The organism is Paenibacillus sp. Marseille-P2973 (assembly GCF_018101095.1).
GTDB lineage: Bacteria > Bacillota > Bacilli > Paenibacillales > Paenibacillaceae > Fontibacillus > Fontibacillus vini.
In genome coordinates this window covers 73,317-97,938 of record NZ_JAGQEH010000002.1, presented here as the reverse complement: position 1 = coordinate 97,938, position 24,622 = coordinate 73,317, and the positions used below count along the sequence as shown (strand labels likewise).

General features: G+C 48.3%; 23 protein-coding genes. 6 read left to right on the top strand and 17 right to left on the bottom strand.

The features are described 5' to 3' along the window. Window positions 1-19: 19 nt before the first annotated feature. A complete protein-coding gene (locus KB559_RS03885) occupies window positions 20-1,429 on the top strand; it encodes a glycoside hydrolase family 1 protein (RefSeq protein WP_211020412.1) in 1,410 nt (469 codons plus the stop codon). A 79-nt stretch (window positions 1,430-1,508) separates the two neighbouring features. Here the strand turns inward: KB559_RS03885 and KB559_RS03880 are convergent, their stop codons facing one another. Next, a complete protein-coding gene (locus KB559_RS03880) occupies window positions 1,509-2,363 on the bottom strand; it encodes a copper amine oxidase N-terminal domain-containing protein (protein WP_211020411.1) in 855 nt (284 codons plus the stop codon). Window positions 2,364-2,562: 199 nt separating this feature from the next. On the opposite strand from KB559_RS03880, the gene KB559_RS03875 reads away from it, so the two are divergent. Genes KB559_RS03875 through KB559_RS03865 form a run of 3 tightly spaced genes read left to right on the top strand, consistent with a single transcriptional unit; the run spans window position 2,563 to window position 4,386 of the window. Further along, window positions 2,563-3,318: an alpha/beta fold hydrolase gene (locus KB559_RS03875; RefSeq protein WP_211020410.1), complete on the top strand. Its 756-nt coding sequence runs from the start codon at window positions 2,563-2,565 to the stop codon at window positions 3,316-3,318. 6 nt (window positions 3,319-3,324) lie between these two features. After that, window positions 3,325-3,909: a TetR/AcrR family transcriptional regulator gene (locus KB559_RS03870; RefSeq protein ID WP_211020409.1), complete on the top strand. Its 585-nt coding sequence runs from the start codon at window positions 3,325-3,327 to the stop codon at window positions 3,907-3,909. A 21-nt stretch (window positions 3,910-3,930) separates the two neighbouring features. Next, window positions 3,931-4,386: a hypothetical protein gene (locus KB559_RS03865; RefSeq protein ID WP_211020408.1), complete on the top strand. Its 456-nt coding sequence runs from the start codon at window positions 3,931-3,933 to the stop codon at window positions 4,384-4,386. A gap of 55 nt (window positions 4,387-4,441) precedes the next feature. Here KB559_RS03865 and KB559_RS03860 read toward each other — a convergent pair whose 3' ends face one another. The 4 genes from KB559_RS03860 to KB559_RS03845 all read right to left on the bottom strand — a co-directional run bounded on the left by KB559_RS03860 (window position 4,442) and on the right by KB559_RS03845 (window position 9,428). After that, window positions 4,442-6,109: a DUF6138 family protein gene (locus tag KB559_RS03860; protein WP_211020407.1), complete on the bottom strand. Its 1,668-nt coding sequence runs from the start codon at window positions 6,107-6,109 to the stop codon at window positions 4,442-4,444. A gap of 30 nt (window positions 6,110-6,139) precedes the next feature. Further along, window positions 6,140-6,280 carry a hypothetical protein gene (locus KB559_RS03855; RefSeq protein WP_211020406.1) on the bottom strand — a complete coding sequence of 47 codons (141 nt, stop codon included), beginning with the start codon at window positions 6,278-6,280 and terminating at the stop codon, window positions 6,140-6,142. Continuing rightward, a complete protein-coding gene (locus KB559_RS03850) occupies window positions 6,277-8,547 on the bottom strand; it encodes a hypothetical protein (RefSeq protein ID WP_211020405.1) in 2,271 nt (756 codons plus the stop codon). Before KB559_RS03850 ends, KB559_RS03855 begins: the two co-directional genes overlap by 4 nt. Before the next feature lie 83 nt (window positions 8,548-8,630). Then, window positions 8,631-9,428 (bottom strand): hypothetical protein, encoded by a 798-nt coding sequence (locus tag KB559_RS03845; RefSeq protein WP_211020404.1) that lies wholly within the window; start codon window positions 9,426-9,428, stop codon window positions 8,631-8,633. Between the two features lie 112 nt (window positions 9,429-9,540). Between KB559_RS03845 and KB559_RS03840 the strand changes: the two genes are divergently transcribed. Beyond that, window positions 9,541-10,206: a DUF2625 family protein gene (locus KB559_RS03840; protein ID WP_211020944.1), complete on the top strand. Its 666-nt coding sequence runs from the start codon at window positions 9,541-9,543 to the stop codon at window positions 10,204-10,206. Between the two features lie 76 nt (window positions 10,207-10,282). On the opposite strand, the gene KB559_RS03835 is transcribed toward KB559_RS03840, so the two are convergent. From KB559_RS03835 to KB559_RS03800, 8 genes are all read right to left on the bottom strand, one after another. After that, entirely contained in the window at window positions 10,283-13,102 is a 2,820-nt protein-coding gene (locus KB559_RS03835; protein WP_348772881.1) for a glycoside hydrolase family 2 TIM barrel-domain containing protein, read from the bottom strand. Between the two features lie 167 nt (window positions 13,103-13,269). Continuing rightward, window positions 13,270-14,013, bottom strand: coding sequence for a class I SAM-dependent methyltransferase (locus KB559_RS03830; protein WP_211020402.1), 744 nt, complete (start codon window positions 14,011-14,013; stop codon window positions 13,270-13,272). A gap of 3 nt (window positions 14,014-14,016) precedes the next feature. Next, the gene (locus tag KB559_RS03825) at window positions 14,017-14,919 is read right to left on the bottom strand and encodes an NAD(P)/FAD-dependent oxidoreductase (RefSeq protein WP_211020401.1); all 903 of its coding nucleotides are present in this window, start codon (window positions 14,917-14,919) and stop codon (window positions 14,017-14,019) included. A gap of 260 nt (window positions 14,920-15,179) precedes the next feature. Next, complete coding sequence (locus KB559_RS03820) at window positions 15,180-16,001, bottom strand: hypothetical protein (protein ID WP_211020400.1); 822 nt, start codon at window positions 15,999-16,001, stop codon at window positions 15,180-15,182. Window positions 16,002-16,028: 27 nt separating this feature from the next. Then, window positions 16,029-16,685 carry a PspA/IM30 family protein gene (locus tag KB559_RS03815; RefSeq protein WP_211020399.1) on the bottom strand — a complete coding sequence of 219 codons (657 nt, stop codon included), beginning with the start codon at window positions 16,683-16,685 and terminating at the stop codon, window positions 16,029-16,031. 5 nt (window positions 16,686-16,690) lie between these two features. Beyond that, window positions 16,691-17,203 carry a hypothetical protein gene (locus KB559_RS03810; protein ID WP_211020398.1) on the bottom strand — a complete coding sequence of 171 codons (513 nt, stop codon included), beginning with the start codon at window positions 17,201-17,203 and terminating at the stop codon, window positions 16,691-16,693. Window positions 17,204-17,354: 151 nt separating this feature from the next. Continuing rightward, a complete protein-coding gene (locus KB559_RS03805) occupies window positions 17,355-19,226 on the bottom strand; it encodes an ABC transporter ATP-binding protein (protein ID WP_211020397.1) in 1,872 nt (623 codons plus the stop codon). Beyond that, entirely contained in the window at window positions 19,219-20,955 is a 1,737-nt protein-coding gene (locus tag KB559_RS03800) for an ABC transporter ATP-binding protein (protein ID WP_211020396.1), read from the bottom strand. Before KB559_RS03800 ends, KB559_RS03805 begins: the two co-directional genes overlap by 8 nt. Before the next feature lie 314 nt (window positions 20,956-21,269). On the opposite strand from KB559_RS03800, the gene KB559_RS03795 reads away from it, so the two are divergent. Next, entirely contained in the window at window positions 21,270-22,499 is a 1,230-nt protein-coding gene (locus KB559_RS03795; protein ID WP_247681567.1) for an NCS2 family permease, read from the top strand. A 68-nt stretch (window positions 22,500-22,567) separates the two neighbouring features. Here KB559_RS03795 and KB559_RS03790 read toward each other — a convergent pair whose 3' ends face one another. The 4 genes from KB559_RS03790 to KB559_RS03775 all read right to left on the bottom strand — a co-directional run bounded on the left by KB559_RS03790 (window position 22,568) and on the right by KB559_RS03775 (window position 24,541). After that, entirely contained in the window at window positions 22,568-23,053 is a 486-nt protein-coding gene (locus tag KB559_RS03790) for a nitroreductase family protein (protein WP_211020394.1), read from the bottom strand. Further along, window positions 23,040-23,390: a hypothetical protein gene (locus tag KB559_RS03785; protein ID WP_211020393.1), complete on the bottom strand. Its 351-nt coding sequence runs from the start codon at window positions 23,388-23,390 to the stop codon at window positions 23,040-23,042. The genes KB559_RS03790 and KB559_RS03785 overlap by 14 nt, the downstream gene beginning before the upstream one ends. 161 nt (window positions 23,391-23,551) lie before the next feature. After that, complete coding sequence (locus KB559_RS03780; protein WP_211020392.1) at window positions 23,552-24,001, bottom strand: flavodoxin domain-containing protein; 450 nt, start codon at window positions 23,999-24,001, stop codon at window positions 23,552-23,554. A 45-nt stretch (window positions 24,002-24,046) separates the two neighbouring features. Next, window positions 24,047-24,541, bottom strand: coding sequence for a MarR family winged helix-turn-helix transcriptional regulator (locus KB559_RS03775; protein WP_481856420.1), 495 nt, complete (start codon window positions 24,539-24,541; stop codon window positions 24,047-24,049). Window positions 24,542-24,622 lie beyond the last annotated feature (81 nt).

The following is a 24,622-nucleotide window of genomic DNA, read 5'->3' as shown; positions in this document are numbered from 1 at the left end:
TTCAAAGGCGGGATTGAACATGACCGTAATATTCCCCAAGGACTTCTTATGGGGCGGCGCCGTGGCTGCGAATCAATGCGAAGGCGCTTATCAGGAGGATGGCAAAGGCTGGTCCACTCAGGACGTTGCTCCGCAAGGTATCAGAGGCCCCATTACAGAAGTTCCTACTGACGATAATCTGAAGCTGATCGGTATCGACTTTTACCATCGTTATAAGGAAAATATCAAGTTATTTGCTGAAATGGGCTTTAAGGTATTCCGTACCTCGATAGCCTGGTCCCGGATCTTTCCGAATGGAGATGAGCTCGAGCCCAATGAGAAGGGCTTGCAATTCTACGATGATTTGTTTGACGAATGCCTTAAATATGGGATTGAACCGCTCGTGACGATATCGCATTACGAAACCCCGCTGCATTTGTCCAAGCAATATAACGGCTGGGTCAATCGGCAAATGATCGGCTTCTATGAACGTTATGCAAGAACGTTATTCACGCGTTACAAAGATAAAGTGAAGTATTGGCTGACCTTTAATGAGATCAATTCCATTCTGGAAGAGCCGTTCATGAGCGGCGGCATTTATACTCCGAAGCAGGAGTTAAGCAAACAAGATCTGTATCAAGCGATTCATCATGAATTCGTTGCAAGTGCGCTGGCCGTAAAAATCGGGCATGAGATTAATCCGCACGCAAAAATCGGTTGCATGGTTCTTAGTATACCAACGTACCCTCTCACACCCAAACCGGATGATGTCATCGCTGTCATGGAGGCTGAACATAAGAACTACTTCTTCGCCGACATCCATGCCAGAGGTTATTACCCTGGCTACATGAAGCGCTTTTTCCGGGAACATAATATTGAGATTCATATGGAACCGGGAGATGCCGAAATTCTAAAACACACGGTAGATTTCATTTCCTTCAGCTATTATGTGAGCATTTGTGAATCGTCGGATAAAAGCAATCGCAAACCAACCGATTTGTTCAACGGGGTGCCTAACCCGTATCTGGAGACAAGTGACTGGGGTTGGCAAATTGATCCCCAAGGTCTGCGCTATGTACTCAATATGTTTTACGATCGGTACCAGAAGCCGCTCTTCGTAATTGAGAATGGCCTTGGAGCCAAAGATGAGTTAATTACGGGTGAAGATGGCAAGCCCACTGTTCACGATGATTACCGGATCAAGTACTTGAACGATCACCTGGTTCAGGTCGGTGAGGCGATCAAAGACGGAGTTGAAGTGATAGGGTATACTTCTTGGGGTTGTATAGACTTGGTGAGCGCCTCCTCTGCACAAATGAGCAAACGTTATGGTCTCATTTATGTAGACCGCAACGATGACCATACCGGTACCCTGGAGCGTTATCGCAAGAAATCTTTCTTCTGGTACAAAGATGTCATCGCTTCTAATGGACTAAGTTTGCAGCGTTAGCAGTCGGTCAAAATAGAGTATTAAAAGAAGCAGCGGCAAACCAAGACTGTTAAATAAAGTCTGTGGTTTGCCGCTGCTTTTATGGAACGTCATTGCTAATCTCCGTTAGAAAGCCGTTCATTGCTGCTGTATCAATTAACTTTAGAATATTTAAAAGCGCTTTGTAGTTTAACATAGACCATTGGTTCTCATTCGCTTGATGAATTAAAACCTCGGGGTCACGATCACTATCCGTCGAACGAATTAAGGAATAAACATCAAACCGTAATATGCTATTCCCTTCTTGGTCTAAAAAGTCATATTGTCCAGCTTTATAGTAGTAACCAGGTGGGAGGTGACTACGCCAGGAATATTTAGGAGGTGCTTCGACTTTCTTACCTTTGTTTTCTACAAAAATATTATAGATTGCTTCATTATAGGTATTCCCATGGATTTGATTGACTACGCCACCCAAAATCATGTGGTATTCCTGTTGCAATGCTTTCACCTTTACACCATCGATGATCAACGGTTTGGTTTCCACAGTTACTGCAAAGTTGCTATAACTGACTTTACACCCAAACGTTTCTGCAATAAAACGAAGCGGAACCATAACCCGATTATTCTTCAGATATGGCTTGGCATCTAAAAGTACTGCTTTTCCATTTTTCACGGCTTTATTGCTATTCTGGTGTAATATTACCTCGACATTACTATTTGTGAGTGTGATTTTTGAATCCGACCACTTAACCGTAGCTCCCAAATTTTCACTGATCACACGCAGGGGCACCATGGTTCGACTGTTCTTAATTTCGGGACTTACATCGGTGGAAATCTCAGTGGTTGCGCCCTCGGTTTGATTTTTCATAAGCAGTTTTACGGGTTCGGCGGCATAAGCGGATGATGCAAAAATCATCACACTCAGCACTGCTACTGCTGTTATCAGCTTTTTCAAAAGACCACTCCTTATTTTCTAAAAAGAACGCCCCCAAATCTTCGCTGGGCTACCTCCTACTCATTATAATCCATTTCCATTAATCCCCGTATCACTAATTCCACTAACCATAAAAAGAAGCATTCCTTTTCTATTGACCAACCGTTCATTCAATAATAAAATGATACCAGAAAATTCATTTTACTCTGGAGGGATTGCAATGGATCTATACTTCGAGGTCACTGGCAATGGTCATCCTGTTGTTCTAGTTCATAGCGGCGGTGCGGACTCAAGGCTTTGGACGTATTTAGCTCCTCTTTTATCCAAGAATTACAAAGTGATCGCTTTCGATGGCCGGGGTGCAGGCAAATCTCCCTCCCCTGTAACAGAAGCAAATTATGTTGAAGATCTGCTGGCCCTCATGGATGATCACGATCTTAATCAAGCAACCATTGTAGGTCACTCCATGGGCGGACAGATTGCAACCGAATTCGCTTTAAGTTACCCCGAAAGAGTATCCAAGCTAGTATTATTGGCCCCTTCTTTGACCGGTTTTCCTTATTCAGAAGAGTTTGTACAATACCACATCGAAGTTTCGAAAGCCGCACCTGATATAGATAAAATGTTAGAAGTAGCGCTTCATTCACCAACCTACCAGGTCGTAAACAATAGTCAGAACAAAGATCTAAATGCTCAGATGCTTAAGCACCATTTCGAGCGCATGCTCAAATGGCCTTCTGATTTCCACATTACATGGCCTCACCCGCCAGCAATAGAAAGATTAGGAGAATTGAAGCCAGAAACGTTATTTTTTATCGGTGATCAGGACTTGCCGGATAATTATCGGGTTGCGGATTACTTTGGTAAAGTGGTTCCCAACATTCGTTTTAGCGTAATGACAAATGCCGACCATATGTTGCCCCTTACTCACTCCGAAGATCTATATCGAGAAATCATTGCGTTTATGGAGGATTGAAATTAAATGCCACGTACACCTGAAGAGAATGACCGTATCCGTCAGGCATCCAAAGAAAAAATTCGTGCTGCAGCTATGGAGTTATTCATGAAGAAGGGTTACTACGCTACTACAATAAGCGATATTGCCAAACAAGCGGGCATCTCCAAAGGCTTACTCTATAGCTATTACAAAGGAAAAGAAGAGTTGCTTTCTGAAATGGTCGAGGCCAGAATAAGGGAAGTCGTTGAAGTAATGGCCGAAGCAGCTAGTTTACAGACGCCAAATGAGCAGATTAAATACATCATCCATGGTGCCATTGATAATATTCATAAAAACCCGGAGATTCATCGATTCTATTTGCACTTGCAAACTCAGCCAGAGGCAGATGAAGAATTGGTTAAATACAGCCGTCTCCTCATCGAGGGAAATGCGAAACAGTTTGAATTACAGTGCGAAATATTTAAAAAAATGGGTGATGAAGATCCCAGAAAACGTTCGTTATATTTTTCAACAGTGTTACAAGGTGCTATGTTGATGTTATCAACCTACCCGCAGAATTTTCCGGTTGAAGAATTAAAGCAGCGCATTATAGCGGAATTTTGCAACTAGTTGAGACTTTTGGAGGTACGTATGCTATTTGTATTTTTGATGGCTGGAGCTATAGTCAATGCTATTCTCGCTACTATTGGAGGCGCTGTTTTTATTGTAGGCGTAGTGTTCTTCCTGATTGGAGTTCCACAGTTCAAATCCAGCGGCAAGAAAATAAACAGAAACCTGCTCAAAGAAGTGTTTCCTATTTGTGTGACGCTGCTAACTTTGATTCTATATATGATCATCGCCTACTGGAGTTCGAGGACCGCAGGAACTTTGGCTTTTTCCCTTTCCGATCCCTCCTCTTCCCTCTTAAATCAGGCGAAGAAGCTGACCTGCTTGGGCATCGTACAAGGACTTTTCTCGTTCGTTGCAATGAAATGGCTGCTGCCGCGTTTAATCGGGGAACTTGGTTTGGAGAAGAAGCATATCTGGGGAATTTCAATCGGATTCATCTTCACGATAACAAACGGCATTGCTGCCTGGCTTTCATGAATGTGACCATAAATAAGAAAGCCCGCGCAAAACGCGGGCTTCTTTCTATCTTCGACTATTGCTCCCAGAGCGCCAGAAGTTGCTCCAATTTTTCCTTTAAAGGCGGCTTCGACTTTCTTGCAATTCCGGCAATCTTATCCGCGCTCTTAAACAGTCGGTACAGCACCAGCTCCCGCTCATAATCCTTCTTCTCTTTCAGTACATCGACAAGCGCGCCTGCAAGCTCGGGGTCGTCAATCGTTGCATTTTTTACATATTTCCCTTCCTCATTGCCGCCGAGCAAAATCGTAACCAATACTGGCACATTCTCCGCTGTTAGACCATGGGCTTCAATAAAAGCTTCCGCATAGTCATCCTGCACCATTTGATGTTCCGTATCCACCAGCTCCATATAGCGGCACACTAATGAGAAATAAGATTCACTATATAAACCGAGGCCCATTACCGCGTAAGTCCCCGGCATTACTGATTTCTCTCCAGGTTCCACGTCCCCGTACCACGCATACTCTTCCATTACAACATCTGCATATTCCTCAATTTTTGGAAAAAGTTCCGGATAGGTGAGCGCATTAGCGAAAAACTGGTGCAGCTTCGACTTCGCCAGCTTTTTTAAGGGAAGCAAATGCTTTTGACTGCTCTTCAGCTTCAGGTTGTAGCTCTTAGGAAACCCTTTGCGCAAAAGGTCGATGATATAATCCAAGGCTTCACCGTAAGCCGCCTCTTCTTCGGATAGAATACGGACTTCGATCAGCTGCGTGACGTCGTTGTTAGTGCACTCCACCCGCTCACTTCGCAAGACACTCTCAAACTTACCACTGCCGACCTTCAAATAATTCGCCGCCCGCTGCGATCCCAGCTTGACCGCTAAATCCAGATACTTTTTCCGGGTATCCGATTCGGTAAAACCGACCTTCAATGCGACATAGAGGAAGAAATCCAGTTCCCCTTCGTCAACGGATTGGCGGTCCTTCTCCTCCTTTAAAATCCAATCGAATCCATAATCACCTGAAGAATCAAAATGCTGCGGCAAAAATTGTTCCTTGGCCCAGGTGTTAAAAGCTGACGTATATTGCCGGATCCACTCGTTCTTACGTTTTTGACTTATGTTCAGTTTGTCCGAAAGCCGGCCGATCAAAGGCTCAATAACTGCTTCTTCCTGTTTCATCATATCCGGATTAATCAAATGCTGAGCGAAGAAGAACATGTCATGCTCATTCGGCAAAACCGGAGGTTCGGAAAGAATCTTGGTCTGAATAAAATTCTCCAGCGACCGCCGAAGTTGCTGCAGCTTCGCTTCATTCAACAAATTGCGGTGCAAAGTGATTATGGATTGATCGCGCTCATATTCAAACACGACTTCAAACCGGTAATCAAAAAAACGGGGACCGAGCTCCTCCGACCTGAACAGTTGATCCACCCGCTCGCACAAAGCTGGAAATACCTCTTCCGTCAGTTGTTCATCGGTCAATTCCTCGATATACTCTCCTGCTTCAAACTTATAAGAGTCGTCGCTCCAAGAGAAAGGTTCGTAAACATCAATATGCAGCCTTCCTTGCTCCCAGTTGGTTTTTCCTTTTCTCCAGGCTACCCGAACATAGTTCATGATTCCTGCCTGCAGCTTGCTGTGGTTTTTCAGATCGCGTATTCTTTGACTCTCCTTGAAGTAAATCTCCATGATTCTATCCCATATGTCCTTTAAGAAAACTTCCGAAGTCGGGTTCATGATCGACACCTCCTGCAATCAATATAGAATTTAAATTGGATGAATTTGTTCCAGTCTTTCTTTTAGTGCTGCGGCAAGTTCCTTCCAACGCTGGCTTTCCGTCGTTCCATCGAGCGCAGGGTCGTCTTGCTGACTTCCGCCCAATTCACGTCCAGCTCCCCTTTGGATCACTTCGATTCATAATTAATAATGATTGCATCTCTGGTAACTTCGTCATAGGCAATCCACAACTCATCGCCCGGCTCGACTCCGTAAACCGGCTCAATCGTCTGGTTGATACGGTATGCGATCCCGGCGCGCTCAACGGTGATCTCCGCCAACGGCCGTTCGCCAAGCGTTCCGAAGAATTGGACGGACACGACTTTGGCCGCTCCCTGCTTTCCTTTTTGCAGGGCAAACTCTTTCTTGAAGTCGTCCTTTCTCATGGTAACCGGGATGACCACCCCTGCTTTCACAGGCAGCCCTTTTGGTACAAACAGGCTGTTGACCTTTCGGAAGCTTACATTTCCCTCGGAAACCATAACCTCCAGGATCATAAGCTGCCGATTTCCGATCGTCACCGGATATTCTTCGGTAGCAATCACTTCGCCTTCCAGCGTAATTTGCTCCGACTCCGCGAAACCGGCGTTTATCTTACCGTAGCTATGAATTCTCGTTATCCCTTGAATCTGCACCAGATTCGCTCTTTCGCCAACGCGGTATTCAAACCCGGGAGGCTGCACGACCGGAACGGCATAGTCGCGTCCTTCAGCTTTAAAATGCAGTTGCAGCGCATGGCCGCGGTTTACTGCGCCCAACGCCTCGATGCGACTCAACTCCGCGTCTTTAATGAGGTCCGGGCTCGGTTGCTCTTGGACGTTGTCCCCGGTTACAAACACGGCTTTATGCTTCTTACGATTGTAGCTGATAAGTACGGAATCGCCGACTTTAATGTCATTCAAGAATGAAATAACCTTCTTGATCTTGACTTCTTTCATCTGCCCTTCATCCTCAAAACGGACAGTAAACCGGACCAGCGGCAATTCGTTGATGTACGTGCCCGTTTCTTCCATCCGGGAGATCGTACCCGGAAGCTGCTGCCCCTGAGAGATCTTTCGGGCATTCGACCTTATCGATATCATTGGAAGCAAGACAAGCGCAAGGATGGACAGAATGGGTATCAAAAGCCAAATCACCCAATTGAGGATAAGCGGTCCTCCCTCTTTGACGTAACTCCAGAAGCTTTGCAGCGATTTTACATCCTCGCCTATTCCGACCAGCCAACCTTCAACATGTTCTCCCTTCAGAAACCTCAATTCCCGGGCCTCCAAATCGAATGCGCCCGAAGCAGGTGATTCTCGTTCCGCTAAGTAGAGGATGTTACTTTCCGGTTCCTTAAAAAATGAGGTATCTTCATTTGTTAAATCCTCGTATGTAAGCTGTTCCAGAAGACTAGTAACGTCGCTGAATTTTCCGGTCTTCTCATTGTAGAGATATCCCAGCAAGGTACCGTTCATTTCATCTTCCGTCGTCGAACCTGCAATCATTACTTCTTGATCATTCAGCAAGAATACACGCGCTTGATAAACAGGTTGTGGGGTAGGGACTTCCGCTCCCCATTGATTCTCATTGGCATCATAAAACTTGGCCGTTCCCGGGTAATTAGAATCCTCCCGAATCAGCTTCGAATTATTGATTCCAAACTGCTTGGCGAACTCTGCGGCGGCCCGATCCTGAGCGGCGAAGGAACCTTCCTCCTCTTTCTTCATGACCACGGACGGCAGATTTGCCTTGTCGAAAATCCCGCTGGCGAGCGCAGTTCTATCGTCTTTTAAATCTATTTCAAACATAGGAACCGCTTTGTCGTTCTCAAAGCTTCCATGGACCTCCATAACGTGGACAGGTCGGGCCGGAAGCAGTGAAGGAGAATCCAATAGTTTCGTTTCAAGCTGCCCGGCTTTCACTTGGGCTATGTACGGGACGGACTCCGCCGTCTCACCCGAAATGATCAGTCTTCCACGCCATTCATATGTACCCGAGCTCAAAAATGCAGGAATGCGAAGCTTGCCTTGAGCGAGCTCCTCCATTTCCCCTGACCGCGTAAAATAATTGAGTTGGAGTCCTAAGCTGTCGTCATAAGTCGGAAGGATCACCCCGTTCTGCTGATAAGAAACAGCCCCTAGCTCACCATGAATATTGGTGCGCAGTTTCACCTCTTTGAGCAATATCCCGTTTGTCGCATCAAACAAATAAGCCGTAGTATAGCCTCCGTCATTTTCGTCGGATACCCCGACCACCCTTTTTCCCTCGTCAATCATAAAAATGCCCGACATGGATGGTAGATGGTCATCAATATTTGTCATGTAACCACTGTAATCTTTCCAAACAAACGTGCTTAAAATGATGGCCGGAATAAAAAAGACCAAGTTAGCAATAATTGCGGATTTTATTTTTTTCATTCTCTCTCCTCCTCCTACAAAACACACAGCCGCAAACTTTCTTATGAATCAAAGAAAAGAAATGCATTCACAAGCATGGGACCTCACAAATACTCGCCAAAATAATCCTCCGCTATTTCACTGGAGTAACCGTCCTCACCTCTCCAGGTGGCCATCGAATTAAAATCGGTTCCCCGCCCGCGTTCTTTACGGTAATCGTCTTTGGACTCCAGCAAGCCTATGTATCCCCAAATTTCCATCACGACGTCTCTCTCATATTGATTGGAAGGAAGAACAAGCTTCCAGCGCTTCTCTAACTGCCTTGCCGCTTCCTTATCGCCGCAAGCATCTACCGCATCAAACATTTGCTTTAAGATCGCCACGTCTTCGCCTGTGACCTCAAACTCATCTGACTTGGCGAGAAACTCAAGGTCCATCAAGCAATAAGCTAACCAATTTAAGCGGACGCCTCCCCATTTGATCCGTTCGAAATTAAGTACGTTTAAATCTTCGTCGATATACTGTTCATCCGCCATTAGCCTACTGTCATTGCAATCACCGCAAGCACTATATCCGGGCTGCTCCGCCGGCCGCTGTGCATATGTATGTATAGGTAAATCTCGCGTAAGCGCAAAGCTGGACAAAGCGCTCCGCAAATAGACCTTGCGCGTGGAAAGACTATGTAGAAAGGATCGTACCGCCTTCTCTTTCGTGATCTGCCCCTTATGCAACTCACTGATCCTGCTAACGCATTCATCATGACTACAAGTGAACGGGTCAAACATGACTCCTTTACTTTTTGCATACTGGAACTCTTCTTCTGTATAAAAAGCTCCGCCGTTTCTCCAACGTCCGGAGGTCCAAAAAGCGTTCATCAGTATTTTCTTGGCTTTGGGATCCATCAGTTTCTTCCTTCCATCATATATTTAAACCGCGATTCTATTCATGATACACTGGAAAAGCAAGGAAGCGAAAGGTACGAAATATGCAGAAATTAGGAAAGGAATGTTGACTTTGCATGCATTAACGTCGGCGGAACTGATCGATAAGGAACATCACGCATGGGAAGAAATTGTTGAGCTTTTGGGCAAAGGGACTAATCCATATGTCATTCTCCCCGCCGAGCGGTCATCCGCGGAGGACACGCTATATCAGCTACAAGTAAGCACAAAGTCCTATTTAGGAGCGGTTGCTTTCGAGGCGGGTGGCATATTGTGGGACGGGGGCTGGATTCATTTGCTCGGATCGGGGAGTCCAGGAATCTTCGGCAGTTTGAATACGTGGAATGGATTGTCGGACAACAACGTAGTCGAACCGCTTGAAGGAATGCTTGTGGTCGCTTATGATGCGGCAGGCGGTTTTTTTGCGCTGGATACGGGCAAATTTGGCGGCAGCGGATTAATCCACTATTTCGCGCCGGATACGTTGGAGTGGGAATCTACGGAGCTTCCATATTTCGGGTTCCTCGGCTGGCTCGCGGAAGGCGATCTGGAGCAGTTCTATCAAACTTTTCGTTGGCAAGAATGGCGAGAGAATACAAGCCGGCTCCGGGAAGGCGAAGTATTTGCTTATTATCCTCCGCTCTGGACGGAAGAAGGCGGCGGAGACAAGAGCCGGAAAGCGCCCGTATCTGTCGTCGAAGCATGGGGCTTTGTCTTGGGAAATGATAGAAATGCATAGAAAACAGCCCGATAGATTCGTTCTACCGGGCTGTTTCTATTATCTTAGTCTGAAAGCTTAAGCAGAAGATTCCGTCTTATCGGATCAACTCGCGAAGCTCGGCAGCACTGACATTATACTGCGGATTGAATTCGTTCGAGCTCATATAACCGGCCAAACTCGACAAGAACTGTCTTCCCTCCGGCGTTTCGCCCGCCTTACTTGCATCCAGGGCGCAAACGAGGAGCTTACCTTGACCTACCCTGCATTCAAACAGGAAGCCAAGTTTGTGATTGCGCTCAAAGTTGTCGATCGTCTGTACGATCGGGTTCCATTCACGGTCGGTTCCGTCCATGATGATCGACTTCGAATTTTGGACAATGCTCCACCAAGGGTAAGTGGAATGTTCTTCGCACGGGAAATCACGGAACACAGGATGAGTATTCTCAATCAACAGACCCATGGTACCGACAGGCACCGGACGGTTCATGCTTTCGGAGATGGACCGGAACATCGGATAGCACCAGAAATCCGTACAGTAAGTCCCCTCAATGGCATTCTCGAGAGATTCCGGCTTCGGCATCAGCAACACGTTCTTACCTTGCTCCAGAAGCGCCAGTGCTTCATCGGAAAGCTCCTCGAATAAGTTGATTTCGTCTTCGTCAATTCTGCTTCCGATGAGCTGCGGATAAATCCAAAGATCGTATGATTTGCGGATGTCACTTCCTTCGATCCATAAGGATAATTTCGCAGGAGTCATCCGGTGGACCACGGGCAGGTCAACCGTCAACTGGCAGATGTCGATGTAATTTGATCCCGCCTGAATGTTCGCTTCAGCGGATCCTTCCGCAAGTCTTGCGTCTTCCGCGGAGAGCTCCCAATGTAACGACAGATTGCCGGGCGTCCCGCTCCGGAACCAGCTCAGCTCGACGGCGGCAATGAAGCGTTCCCCTGCGACATAGTTGTATTTTGGGAACCTGGCCAGCAGGACGGCGTCGCTGCAGAATGTGCGCCATTCCTCCGGCGTGATCATTCCTTTGGAATCCATAAAAGCATCCAGCACGCCTACTAATGCGGTTCCTTGACCGCTAAAATCCTGTAGATCCAGCAGTTGGAACCCGGCAAGTCTCCGGGAACGGAACGCGGCCTCCAGTTCTTCCTTGTAGCAGGCAACCGCCAACTGTCCCGAGCTTTCAAAGTATTTACCGGCAAGATGACCCAGCCCCTTGCTCTCCAGACGTTCGCGGAAGATTTTGAAATTCTCGGCTTTGAGCGAGCCTTGATATTTGTCGATCTCCTCAAAATTCGGAAACGTCGCATATTGCCCGATCTCATGAGAGACCACCGGCATTTGCGGGATCCATTCTCCGGAGACGTCCCCGGCTTCCACCGTCTTGGCTTCGGTGCCGTACTGGATCTGAATCGACCCTCCGGCCTTTTCGTCCGAGTCCGCCTCTTTTCCGAAGTTCGGTGGAACGATCTGATCGTCATAATCCTTCATCGTGCTTGGATAATCGGTTTGCACATGACCCTGCGGAGCATCGCACATCGCATAGGAGCCTCTGAACAACCGGTCCCGTGAAAAGCGCACGCCGCAGAAGAAATCGTCATGCTCCAATATCTCCGGCATGAATTGGTGGTTGTTGGAGCCTTGCGTGTACAAATGTCTGTCGTCGAATGCTTTGTATTCTTTTAGAATGGAATCGATCTTCGTTCTGCTCCCCCAGAGTTCGTTGCCCAGTGACATCATCACAAAGGATGGGTGATTGCCAAAAGCCCGCAGAATCTCATACCCCTCACTGATCAGATAATCCTGTTCCGCCTGGTTATGTCCCTCATCGGCTTCTTCCGTGATCGTTCCCCAGAACGGCAACTCCGGTTCCATGTAAATCCCGAGCATATCCGCGGCGGTAAAGGCCGCTTCCGGCGGACAGCAAGTGTGAAAACGATAATGATTCATGCCGTAAGATTTAGCGATTCCAAGGATCCTCAGCCATTCTTCTACGTCCGTAGGCGCGTATCCGGTCAATGGGAAAATCAGGCCGTCATGCTTGCCGCGAAGAAATGTCTTCTCTCCGTTAATGGTAAACTTGTCGCCAGCCGCCTTAAATTCCTTAAGACCAAATATCAACTCATGACGGTCGGCTACTCCCGCTTCTCCATCTTTCAAGACAAGACTTACATTATAAAGGTTAGGTTCGAATTCGCTCCAAAGCAGCGCATCGGAACCCAACTCATAGACGAAGGAGAACTCCCCTTCCGATATGGCAAACTCTTGCTGCGGAGCCGAGTGTAATTTCTTGCTGTTAAAGCTTTCGGCAACAACATCAACCGTTCCCTCCGTTGCCCCTTTCAACAAACCGGTGACCCGCACAGAGCGGGCAGCCAAATCCGGAGTAAGGCGAATGTCGCTCAAAGACGAGTCACCGAAGAATTGAAGCTCCAGGCGACCGGTGATGCCGTTCCAGTTTGTTTGCGTATCCGGGGAAGTTAAGTGCCCGCCTTTGGTCGGATAATCGGTATTATCAACCCGGACGGTAATGGTGTGGCTGCCTGCTTCAAGCTTCTCCAACTCGTAAATATGTGCGGTGTTCAGACTGTTGCGGCTGCCGATCTCCCGGCCGTCCAGCCAAACCGTCGTCATCCGGGTGCGTTCCAAATACAAAGAACAGTTCTTTCCTGCAAGCTCTTCCGGAATCGTGATTTCCTTCGAATACCACGCCTGTCCTTCAAACAAGTATTCATCCGTCAAGGCGCCGATCAATACATTTTCGTTTTTCGCTCCCTTGCGGGCATGCGACGTCGTACCAGGCAGATTGATGACATCTTGAAACGGCAGATTCAGTCCCTGTTTTCTCTCATCTAATTGCAGCTTCCATTCGCCTTCAAGGCTGATCTTGGTTAGCAAAAATATCACTCCTAATATGTAGTAAACGCTTCAAAAAAACCGCGCTGAGCGCGGTTGAAAATAAGGGAACCTACCGAAAGTTCCCCACATTTCCTGAGTTCCTTAGTAGACTAGAACTTCCATTGCCGCCGTGGGGAGTTCCTTCTCCCTCATCTTACAAAGTTTTGACCGAAGGATCAAACTTTGATTGCTGATACACGCAACCGGCTTGTATCTATCATCCACTGTCCATCCAGTTCAAGACGCGGCTTTACGGCAGATTCTATGAAGCTATAGATAGATTCTTTATCAGATGGGGTAACGTCCGGGAAAAAATAGGTGGCGAAACTGTCCAGCCAGTTCCGGATTCCTAAACTCCCCTTGAGCGGCGTGAGTTTGTCAAAGTGCTGGGCAGAGGCGACGCGAAAACCGGCCTGCTCCAGCAGGCTCGCATATTCTCCAATGGTAGGATGATACCACGGATTCCGTCCCTCCCAGGTGTAACCATGCTCCTCCAGCGCCTGCTTTATCGCGGAAGTGAGCACAGCGACGTTACCGCTGCCGGCGAATTCGGCCACAAATCGGCCGCCCTCCCGCAGTGCTAACCAGATCGTACGCACCACAGCCGGTGCATCCTGAATCCAGTGTAAGGCTGCATTCGAGAAGACGGCATCAAACTGGACATCCGTCCTGTATTGGCATGCGTTTTCGACCAAAACATCCAGCCCCGGGTACTTCAGTCTGGCTCGGCCTACCATTTCCTCGGACAGGTCAATTCCGGTAGGGATTGCGCCCGCAGCCGCGATGGCGGAGGTCAAGTCCCCTGTCCCGCAGCCCACATCCAGAATTCGTTCTCCGGGTTGGGGATTCAGCATAGCTAATACTTCCAGCCCCGGCTTACCGGTGAGACCAGGCATCCTGAGGCGCTTTTCATAACTCATTTGCTATTTCCACTCCTCTTCCGTCATGTCCGCTATGACAGCAACTGCCGCTTTGCTGCCTGAGGCTGCGGCATAAATCAATTGCGAAGGCATCACATACGCTGAATCCCCGGCCGCGTATATGCCGGATACGGTAGTTCTGCCCATTGCATCCGTTGCAATCCCTCCATCCGGAGCAGTTTCATACCCCAGCGCTTCATGAAAATCGGCTTTAGGAAGTAATGCAGGGTCGATAAAACCTCCGCTTCGTTCAAGCTGCGATCCATCTGCGAATTTCACCCTTGCCAGCAATCCGTTTTCCCCGGAAAATGCGGTGATCGGAGTATCGACGACGGCAATTCCTTTTGAAGCAAGCTGTGCTCGCTGTTCGTCCGTCAAGATATCATGACCGTTCGTGCACACGACCAAATCTGAACTCCAGTTAAGCAGCAATTTTACCTTATGAAATATTCCCGGTGTCTCCGAGACGACTACGAGCGGTTGATCCCGCAACTCCCATCCATCGCAGAAGGGGCAATTAAAAAGGCTTTTCCCGTAAAATTCGGCAACCCCCTCAATTTCGGGCAATACTTCTATTAAGCCAGCCGCTAAAATCACTTTCTCCGTCTGAACCAATTCACCCGATGAAGTACGAAGAGCGAAACCATGATCGTTTCTTTGAATATCGGTCACCAGGGTATTCCAATGCCGGACCGAAGGGTATTTGAGCACCTCCTCGTAGGCGATCCGCCGAAACTCGGCGGGCGTAACCCCATCCCGTGTAATAAACCCGTGCGACGCATGAGTTACCCCGTTCCTCGGTTGGCTGTCATCAAACAAAACAACGTCCTTTCTTGCTCTGCCTAGCACGAGCGCTGCGTTTAATCCTGCCGGACCGCCGCCGATAATGGCACAATGATAGTTCATAACTTGAAACCTCCATTTCTTTTTGTAGACATTATAGATATAAAATATCTTTAATTAGACAAACCTAATCACTCTCGAATTATTTAAGGATCAATAAAAGACTTAATATATCTATAATAACCCCAATTACATCAATCTGTCAAAATGCAACTGATGCTATTTGTGTAGATCGAATTAGCTGCCATAATATAAAGTCCATAATCAAAAACAATCCCCCTGCCTTGTAATAAGCAGGAGGATGGAGGTTTGAGGTTTGAGGTTCAGCCTTCCGTTGTCTTCTCAGTTTCATTCACTGTGCCTGACCGGGAACCGTGACCGTGATGACCGGCTTTATCCGAACGCGTTCCCTTCACGATTTCGAGTGCTTTTGCCGCGAGTTTGGTCTTGGCAGTATCATATTGAGACTGCGTTATCTTGCCATCTGCCAATTGCTTATCCAGCGCCGTAGTTAGCTGGCTCGTTACGAGCTCCACGACCGATTGCAAAGCAACGCCCTTCTCCTCAGCCAATGCCGCCATCGACTTACCGGCATGCTTGGCGGTCTCATAGTCGCTGGTTGATATACCAAGCAGTTCTGCAACGGCTTCCTCATCGATTCTTGCACCGCCGTGTCCGCCAAGGCTTGCTTTACCCGTCAACTCACGGTTCACAAGCTTGGTTGCTTTCTCCGTAACGTTAGCCTTTTCGGTATCATATTGAGTCTGGGTTAAGCTTCCGTCCGCCAGCTTCTGATCAAGGCGCGCCGTAAGCTGTTTGGCTACAAGATCAATCACCGATTGAAGCGAGATCCCCTTTTCTTCAGCCACCGCAGCCAGAGATTTCCCCGAACGCTCTGCCGTCTCCAATTCAGTTTCAGTCATACCGAAAAGGGCGGCAATCGCCGTATCGTCAAGTTTTACTCCTTTTCCATGATGCCCGCCTTTCCCTTTTAATGTTCCCTTATCAGCTCTTTGTGTTGCGGACGATGTTGAGCTCGTAGTGTTTGAATCCGAAGCGGCAAACGCTTGTCCGGCAAGCACCGCTCCTCCGCCTAGTGTAATAGCCAATGCCAGCGCACTTGCTGTTATCGCTTTGTTTTTCATGAAAATCCTCCTGATTTTTCAAGTTTATTATTGAGTCTGTTTCACGGCTTTAAGTCTTGCCAGCTCACTTTCCACTTCATTCTGGTCCGACCAACCTGTCAGCCGTGCATTGCTTTGATCCATACTCCGATAGGCAAGTACGCCGGATTCGAGGGTCATGATTTTTTGTTCCATGCGGTCAAATCCGCGCGAAATCTTACTAATGTCGCCGGGCGAAGCCGTTGCGACCGTTGCCCTTAAGGCGGCTGCCGCTTGACTGCGTGCCAGCAGGAAGTTCAGCTTATCACTCAGCTCTTTATGCAAATCCAATAGGCGGGCGATCTCCTCTTGTAAGGCCTGGACCTGTTTCCGAATAACTTCGCGCTGCTCCAAATAGGTTTGCATCAGTTTTGAGTGGCTTAATTTCTCCTGGATGGCCAGCCTGGCGATATCTTCTTCCTCCCGTTCGACGGCGAGCTCGGCCTGGCGGGTACGTTTATCGATCATTTGTCCGGTTCTGGCAACCAGCAGATCGTATTGTTGTTCAGCGGCGAGCTGTTTCTCCAGCGCTAATCGGGCCTGGTCGATTTGCTCCTCAAGCTGTCTAATATAGTGTTTAGCCATACTGACCGGATCTTCCACCAAATCAAGCAAGCGGTGTGTATCGGCTGCGGCGATATCTTTTATTCTTGTAAAAATACCCATGAAATTCATTCCTCCTTATGTTGTTTGCGTTCCCACTCATCCAAAAACCGGCCCCGGCTTTTCGTGGTTTCCACGTAAGACGGGTATACGTTTATAGCTTGAGGGGATATATATTTACGGTTGTTTACGATCCTTCTGTACAGTAAGAAAGCGATGATCAACACAACCACGCCCCAAAGGGGTGTAAGTAAACTCATCGCACTCAGAACGGCGAATACAGCGCCTGTCCATTTAAGCCCTCCTTTCCCCTTGAGGAAAAGTGCGACCCCGCCGAGCAGAACGGCGATTTGAAGCACAAAGTGCCAAACCGGTTTCGCACCAGAAGCTGGAGTTGCAGCATTGTTGGAATTCATGTGCAAGGGAACACCATGGTGTCCATACCTCATAGGTTCATGCCATGCTTGACGATGCTGCATGCCTTCATTAATAGGGACTATGTTCACTTTTAACAATGCCGCAAGGAGAAGGATGGAACCAAGACCAACTGCGATTGAGATTAGAATTGAAGTACGTTTCATATCTTTCACCTCCTTTCTTCCATCCATGTTTGTATAATAAGTCCGAAACCTTTAACCAAACTTAAATGAAGAATTTAACGCAAAAAAGGACGGTAATCGGCTGTGCGCCGTTTCCGTCCTTCCTATAATTAAACTTAAGCGAGCGCGATCATTATATGGCGTCAGCCTGAATCGCCTGCTTGAACTGGCTGTTGTATAGTTCGTGATAAACTCCCGACAAAGCTAGCAGCTGTTCATGGTTGCCCTGCTCAGCAATCTCTCCGTTTTGGATGACCAGAATACGGTCCGCATCACGGATCGTGCTAAGCCTGTGTGCAATTACGAAACTGGTGCGCCCCTTCATCAAGGTCTTCATCGCATGCTGGATCTGCATTTCCGTCCGCGTATCTACGCTGCTCGTTGCTTCGTCCAGGATCAGGATAGCCGGATCGGAGAGAATCGCTCTAGCAATCGTCAGAAGCTGGCGCTGTCCATGGCTCAGATTGCTGCCCTCCGATTCGAGCATCGTATCATAGCCATGCGGCAGCCTTGCAATGAATCTCTCCGCATTGGCAAGCCGGGCAGCTTCTTCTACTTCCCGGTCGGTCGCATCAAGCCGACCGAAGCGGATATTCTCACGGATCGTTCCCGAGAATACATGCGCATCCTGAAGCACCATCCCGAGCTGTCTGCGCAGCGCATTTTTGTCCAGATCCCGGATCTCCCGGCCATCGATGAACACGTTGCCTCCATCGATTTCATAAAACCGGGTCAACAGATTGATGATCGTCGTTTTCCCTGCTCCTGTCGGTCCGACAAGCGCGATTTTCTCGCCCGGCTTCGCTTCGAATGTCACCCCGCGCAGAATCGGCGCATCCGCCTTATAGCCGAAAGATACATTGTCGAATTTAACTTCCCCGCTTAGTCGAGGCAGTTCGCTATCCTTGTCACCCCCGTATTCGGACGGCATATCCATGACTTCAAACACTCGCTCCGCACCGGCAATGGCAGACTGGATCAGGTTGTATTGGTTAGCCAGCTCATTGATTGGCCTGCCGAACTGCCTGGAATAGTTAAGGAAGCTGACGATTACGCCCACAGTGACTATATCGTGAAACGCCATCCATCCGCCGACCCCGGCAATGAGGGCAAAGTTCAAATTGTTGATCAGGTTCATAACCGGGCCTACAAGGCCGGATACGATCTGCGCTTTGATGCCGACCTTGTTCAGCTCCCCGCTGATGCTGCGGAACCGCCGAACCTCGATCTCTTCCCTGCGATACTGTTTCACCACTTTCTGACCGCTAATCGTCTCTTCGATAAATCCGTTAAGCTCGCCCAGATGCCGTTGCTGGTTTTTGAAATAGACCCGGCTCAATCCCGTAATTTTTCGGCTCGCCAGCAGAACAAGCGGAATCGTAATCAAGGCGACAACCGTAAGCGGGAGGCTTAACGTGAGCATAATCACGAGTGAGCCGCTCAGCGTGATGAGACTGTTTAGCAGCTGGGTCACGCTTTGGTTCAACGTATTCGATACGTTATCGATATCGTTGGTGGCCCGGCTCATGAGTTCCCCGCTCGAATGGGTATCGAAAAACTGCACCGGCAACTCCTGATACTTGGCAAAGAGATCGCGCCTCAGCTCAAACACCGTATTCTGCGATACGGAAGTCATGACATACGCCTGCACCCAAGCCACAACGCTCCCTAACAAATAAATGCCGATCAGGAGCAGACAAAACCGGACCAGTTTGTCCCAATCACCGGGAATGACCGCAGTATCAATGGCGGTTCCAAGCAGATAGGGTCCGACGAGGGAAACGATCGCATTAAGCGCTGTGAACACATATACCACAATCAGCCCTGCCCGCTGACGATTTAAATAAGCCCAAATTCGCTTGATCGTAGCTCCGCGGTTTTTGGCTCTTACAATCGGTACGGCACCTCGCCCCGGTCCTCCGCCAGGACCGCCATGCGGACCTCCTCCGAATCCGCCGGGACGCCCGGGGATCGGGATCTCCGCGCGGTTATTTACGCTAGACATGGGACGTCTCCTCTCCTTTCAGCTGCGACTGCCGGATATCCCGGTAAATTTCGCTGCTTTGCATCAGCTCTTCGTGAGTGCCTCGGGATACGATGCGGCCATTCTCCAGGATCAGGATGTCATCGGCGTCGATGACCGAAGAAACCCGCTGAGCGATCAGTATATTCGTGCTGTTTTGCATCTGCTCTCTCAGCAGTTGCCTGATTCGGGCCTCGGTTGCGGCATCCAGGGCACTTGTGCTGTCGTCCATGATGAGGATTCTAGGACGGATCAACAGAGCCCGCGCAAGGGACAGCCGCTGCTTTTGCCCGCCGGACAAATTGATGCCTCGCTGACCAAGCAAGGTATCGTACCCTTGAGGAAGTCCGGTGATGAAACCGTGAGCTTCGGCGCTTATAGCCGCTTGCACCACTTCCTCTTCGGTAGCGTCCGGTCGGCCATACCGGATATTGTCGCGGATGGTGCCGCTGAACAGAATACTCTGCTGCATCACAAACCCGATCTCGCTGCGGAGATGGTCCAGGCTAATATCGCGGATATCGGTTCCATCAATCATAATGGAACCGGATGAAACCTCATAGAGCCTGGGGATGAGGCTTACGAGCGTTGACTTCCCTGCCCCGGTAGCGCCAAGAATGGCCACCGTTTTGCCGGGTTCGGCCGTAAAGTGGATATCCTCCAAAACTAGATTTTCGTCCGTTGAGTTATAGGCGAAAGATACATGATTGAATTGAATCCGGCCGGAGCGGATCACTTCGGTCTTCGCCGACGGCGCATCGGAAATTTCGCTGACGGCGGCGAGCACTTCGTTCACCCGGTCCGCCGACACCTTCGCCCTGGACACAAAGGTAAGCGAATTGCTCAGCATCATCATCGACATCAATAGCTGTGTGACGTAATTAATGAAAGCAATCAAATCACCGACAGGAAGCTCTCCATTCCAATTCTTAAGCCCGCCGAACCACAATACCGCTACAATGCTGGCGTTCAGGACCAGCATCATAAGCGGCATATTCAGCGCCATGAGGCGGATCGCTTTGATCGCGTTGCCGGTGTAGGCCGTATTAGCCGCATTAAACCGCTTTTGTTCTTCTTTTGCCCGAACGAAGGCTTTGATCACCCGGATGCCCGACAGATTTTCCTGTAACACCGTGTTGACGCTATCTAACTTCTCCTGCATTTTTGAGAATAAAGGAAAGGAAAGCCGAATGATTGCATACAAAATGATGAATAACAACGGGACGGATACGGACAGGATAAGCGTCAACGACGGACTGATTCTTATCGCCATCACCAGGCTGCCGACAAGCAGGAGCGGTGAACGGACTAACGTGCGCAGGATCATTTGCACAAACGTCTGAAGTTGCCCCACATCGTTCGTCAATCGGGTAATCAGTGAACCCGTCTTCAGACGGTCCAGATTTCGATTCGAGAAGGTCTGGATGTGCTCAAACAGCGTGATTCGCAAATCGTTGCCGAAACTTTGGGAGGCGATGCTCGAAAACACGGTACAGCCTACCCCGCCGATCAGGCCGACAAGGGCCACACCCAGCATCATCAGTCCCGTGGATTTGATATGCTCCAAATTGTTCGTTAAGAGTCCTTGATTGACAATACTCGCCATCAACGCCGGCTGCATCAAATCCATAATCACCTCGACCACCATCAGAAGAGGCGCCAATAAGCACCACAGCCAATAAGGCTTCATAAATCGCTTAAGCTTCCACATTCATTTCACCTTCTATGTACATCATTTCGCTCCTTTATTCGGATGTATACATTTGTATACAATCGCTTATGTATACAAATGTATACGACATATCCCCGAAGTGTCAAGACTAAATTTAATATGGTATGATATATCTCATGCGGCTTTTAGCCGTCTTTCTTTCATATTTCTTGAAAGGGTTGGGTGAGGGGTTACAATGAAAGGAAGGTTTATGGTTGGTCCACCAAAAGAAACAGACACCATCGCACACAAAGGAGCCTGTATCACCTAATTCAACTCCCCGCTTTGCCCCAAGCTTTTGGCGACGGGAAGCTTTGGCAGGAACCGTTTCTTTTTTTGCGATCGTCTATATTATAATCGTCAATTCATCGATATTGGCGGATGCCGGCATCCCGCAGGAAGCGGGAATTATCGCAACAATTCTTGCATCGGCGGTTGGGTGTTTTGTAATGGCTTTATGGGGTAAAGCTCCCCTGATTATCGCTCCGGGCATGGGGATTAATGCCATGTTCACGTACACGCTTGTTCAAGGTATGGGTTTAACTTGGCAGCAAGCTTTGGCGGTGTCTATGATGTCGGGCATTTGTTTTTTAGCTATTAGCTTGACCTCTCTCGTCGGGAAGTTGCGTGAAGCCATCCCCGCATCGTTGCAAGAAGCAATTTCTGTAGGTATCGGACTTATGCTGGTCCTGATCGGCTTGCATAAAGGCGGCGTAATTCTACCGGATAGCGCTTCAGTGATCGCCGTGCAATCGTTCGGGAACCCCGGTGTCATCGTTACACTTGCTACTTTAGCCTTGACCTGCATTTTGTACATGCGGAAGGTGCCCGGAAATTTGCTGCTGTCCATTATCGGCGGAACAGTGCTTGCCTTTTTGTTCGGCATTAAGCCATCGGCAGGAAGCAGCCTTGGCGGCTTTACCTGGTCATCCTACGGTGAAGTTTTCGGGCATCTGACATTTAAAGGCTTGCCTGTCACCACGTTGATTGTCGCCGTCTTCTCACTCACTCTCGTTATCGTGTTCGAGAATGTAGGACTCATTAACGCTCAACTGAACATGAGCGAAAAACCTGAACGCTTTAAGCAAGCCATGCAAGCTACTTCGTTCTCCGTTTTTCTAAGCGGTATCTTTGGAACAAGTCCTACCGTCTCCACTGTTGAAGCCGCTGCAGGGATTTCATCCGGAGGTAGAACAGGCTGGACATCGGCGTTCACGGGAATTCTGTTCTTGATTTCGCTGATTGCGATGCCCGTGATCACGCTCGTTCCGGATCAGGCCGTCGCACCGATCCTTATTTTCATCGGCGGTTTGATGATGCCTTCGGTGCGCAACATTTCCTTTGAAAATATGGAAAAGGGATTGCCTGCCTTCTTCATCATCGCCTTCATTCCGCTCATGCATAGTATCGTGGACGGAATCGCGATCGGTTTCATCAGCTACTCGTTATTTCATGTGGCAGTTGGCAAATGGCGCGAAGTGAAGCCACTGTTCTATTTTATATCCCTTCTCTTCGTTCTTCATTTTGTACTTCAGGTCATTTGATCCAAATCATAAATCAGGCCCGCCCGAACGATTCGTTGTTCGGACGGGCCTTCTCACATGTACGGCCGTTATGCTAAATGTGTGATCTTGGAAGAGATCGGAGTTCTCGGTTTGGCCGCCGGTACTTCCGCCGGATAACCGACACCAAGAACGCCTACGACATCATAATCTTGCTCCACGCCGAGAATCTCGCGATTTTGCGGCAAGTTCCCCATCGAAGACCAATAGACGCCCGCCCCGGCTTCATGCGCGGCTAACATAAAGTTCTGCACGAAGCATGAAACGGCCATAATATTTTCATCCCGTTCGAATGGAGTCCCTGCAGGCTTGGATACGATGGCAAGGACAACAGGCGCTCCGCCAAAGTCCTTTTTATGGTTCAGTTTGGATCTCGTCTCTGGACCAATGACAAGAATTCCCCACGGTTCGTTCAAGCGGTGGTTTGGCGCGTAGCTTGCCGCTTCCAACCAGGAGAGCAAATCATCCTCCGAAATGGAATCCGGTTTAAAGGCTTTGATGGTTCTGCGGTTTTTGATGGCTTCAGTTATTGTCATGGGATTCATCGGCTCCTTTATTGTTGGGATCGTTATCTGAAATAGCTTCGCGAAGCTCGAAAGTGTGGATGAATTCCTGAATAATCGCATCGGTCGCTTTCAGCTCTCCGCTGATGACCTGCTTAATGGATTCAAATTCCGGTTGCTCGAGCTGCCGCTGCAAAGTCGAACGCTTGATGTTCAGTTTTTCAAGAAAAGCTATGGCCCGGCCCCGGCGAAAAGTTTGCGCGCTATGGGGCCGTTGCTTGCCAGTCGCATCTTGATCTTGTCCACCGCGGGTTTCCGGATGCTCTCGATGTCCGTGATTCTCTCTATGTTTATGTCTTCCCTCGCGCAACTTAACAACGCCTCCTCAGAGTTTGTCGTATACATTCGTATACGAACTATCTTTGTATACAAATGTATACGATAGTTTGGCAAAATGTCAAGTTTAACAAAGAAAGCCCCGTCAAAGATTGTGAAATCTCTGATGGGGCTGTAGGTTATTACATATTCATATCAATCATCAGGAGTACTGGTAACGAATTTATCGGAAAAAGCTTTGATTCGATCCACGAAAATTCCCTTGTACAGGTCGGTGCCTTCCTTAGGTGCTGCATAGGCTTTATACCCACCAAACGAATCGATGCAGACTGCCGAATCCTTTAAGCCGACGGGAATGTTTCGCTCAATAATCGCTTCGGTTTCCTTCGGTTTCTCATTGCAAATGAAGTACCCCATTTTCTTCTTCAGCAGCTCGTCCTGATTTTTTTTGATAAAATCACGGATCGGTTTGTATATCTTGCCATCTCTAACTCCGGCACCGAGAATAATTCCATCAAATTGCCCAAGATCTGGCTTGTCCATTTCGATATTGCACATCGTACTTTGTGGAAGTTCATCCGTTAATACTTTTGCGCATCGTTCTGCCGCACCTGTTTTTGTAGCGTAAAGAACCAGCACAGCCATAAAATAACCTCCATATCCTATCTCATTTAATGTCGATGAAAACCATTAAGAAGAAGTTTCGCCGCGAGGATTCGATTGGAGATCCCGGATCTGCTCCTCCAATAAGGTACTGGCTTTGCTTAGAAACTGCGTTATGAGCTCAAGCTCTTCTACTTTGTAAGAAGAAGCCAATTTGACCATGGCCGCGTGAAGCGCAAGATACGTTTTTCGGACCTCTTCATTATTTTCGTACAATGGGACGATAATTACTTTTCTTCGGTCATTAGGGTCTTGCTCTCTGCGAACAAACCCGTTTTTTTCGAGTCGATCGATTAATGCGGTAATGCTCCCTGTTGTAAGTCCGGTTAGTTTCGCAAGCTCCCCCGCAGTGACAGGACCTTTTTCATGCAGGATATCGATAGATAAGAAATCATTATTGTATAGCCCTAAAGAGCTGGCCACATTTTGCTGATAGAGAATGGTTCGGTTTCCTAACCCGCGCATACGAAGTGTGAAGGCTTCCTGCAATTCTGTAACATGATCTTGCCTCTCAATGGACAAAGGACACCGCTCCTCTTTTCAATATAATATCTTGACCATCAAGATACTTTATAACCAAGATAACTGATTTTCTTATAAAAA

Coding starts and splice junctions, on each gene's coding strand:
- KB559_RS03885 (WP_211020412.1), top strand. CDS start 20: ATGACCGTAATATTCCCCAAGGACTTCTTATGGGGCGGCGCCGTGGCT.
- KB559_RS03875 (WP_211020410.1), top strand. CDS start 2,563: ATGGATCTATACTTCGAGGTCACTGGCAATGGTCATCCTGTTGTTCTA.
- KB559_RS03870 (WP_211020409.1), top strand. CDS start 3,325: ATGCCACGTACACCTGAAGAGAATGACCGTATCCGTCAGGCATCCAAA.
- KB559_RS03865 (WP_211020408.1), top strand. CDS start 3,931: ATGCTATTTGTATTTTTGATGGCTGGAGCTATAGTCAATGCTATTCTC.
- KB559_RS03860 (WP_211020407.1), bottom strand. CDS start 6,109: ATGAACCCGACTTCGGAAGTTTTCTTAAAGGACATATGGGATAGAATC.
- KB559_RS03850 (WP_211020405.1), bottom strand. CDS start 8,547: ATGAAAAAAATAAAATCCGCAATTATTGCTAACTTGGTCTTTTTTATT.
- KB559_RS03845 (WP_211020404.1), bottom strand. CDS start 9,428: ATGGATCCCAAAGCCAAGAAAATACTGATGAACGCTTTTTGGACCTCC.
- KB559_RS03830 (WP_211020402.1), bottom strand. CDS start 14,013: ATGAGTTATGAAAAGCGCCTCAGGATGCCTGGTCTCACCGGTAAGCCG.
- KB559_RS03825 (WP_211020401.1), bottom strand. CDS start 14,919: ATGAACTATCATTGTGCCATTATCGGCGGCGGTCCGGCAGGATTAAAC.
- KB559_RS03820 (WP_211020400.1), bottom strand. CDS start 16,001: ATGAAAAACAAAGCGATAACAGCAAGTGCGCTGGCATTGGCTATTACA.
- KB559_RS03815 (WP_211020399.1), bottom strand. CDS start 16,685: ATGGGTATTTTTACAAGAATAAAAGATATCGCCGCAGCCGATACACAC.
- KB559_RS03810 (WP_211020398.1), bottom strand. CDS start 17,203: ATGAAACGTACTTCAATTCTAATCTCAATCGCAGTTGGTCTTGGTTCC.
- KB559_RS03805 (WP_211020397.1), bottom strand. CDS start 19,226: ATGTCTAGCGTAAATAACCGCGCGGAGATCCCGATCCCCGGGCGTCCC.
- KB559_RS03800 (WP_211020396.1), bottom strand. CDS start 20,955: ATGTGGAAGCTTAAGCGATTTATGAAGCCTTATTGGCTGTGGTGCTTA.
- KB559_RS03790 (WP_211020394.1), bottom strand. CDS start 23,053: ATGACAATAACTGAAGCCATCAAAAACCGCAGAACCATCAAAGCCTTT.
- KB559_RS03780 (WP_211020392.1), bottom strand. CDS start 24,001: ATGGCTGTGCTGGTTCTTTACGCTACAAAAACAGGTGCGGCAGAACGA.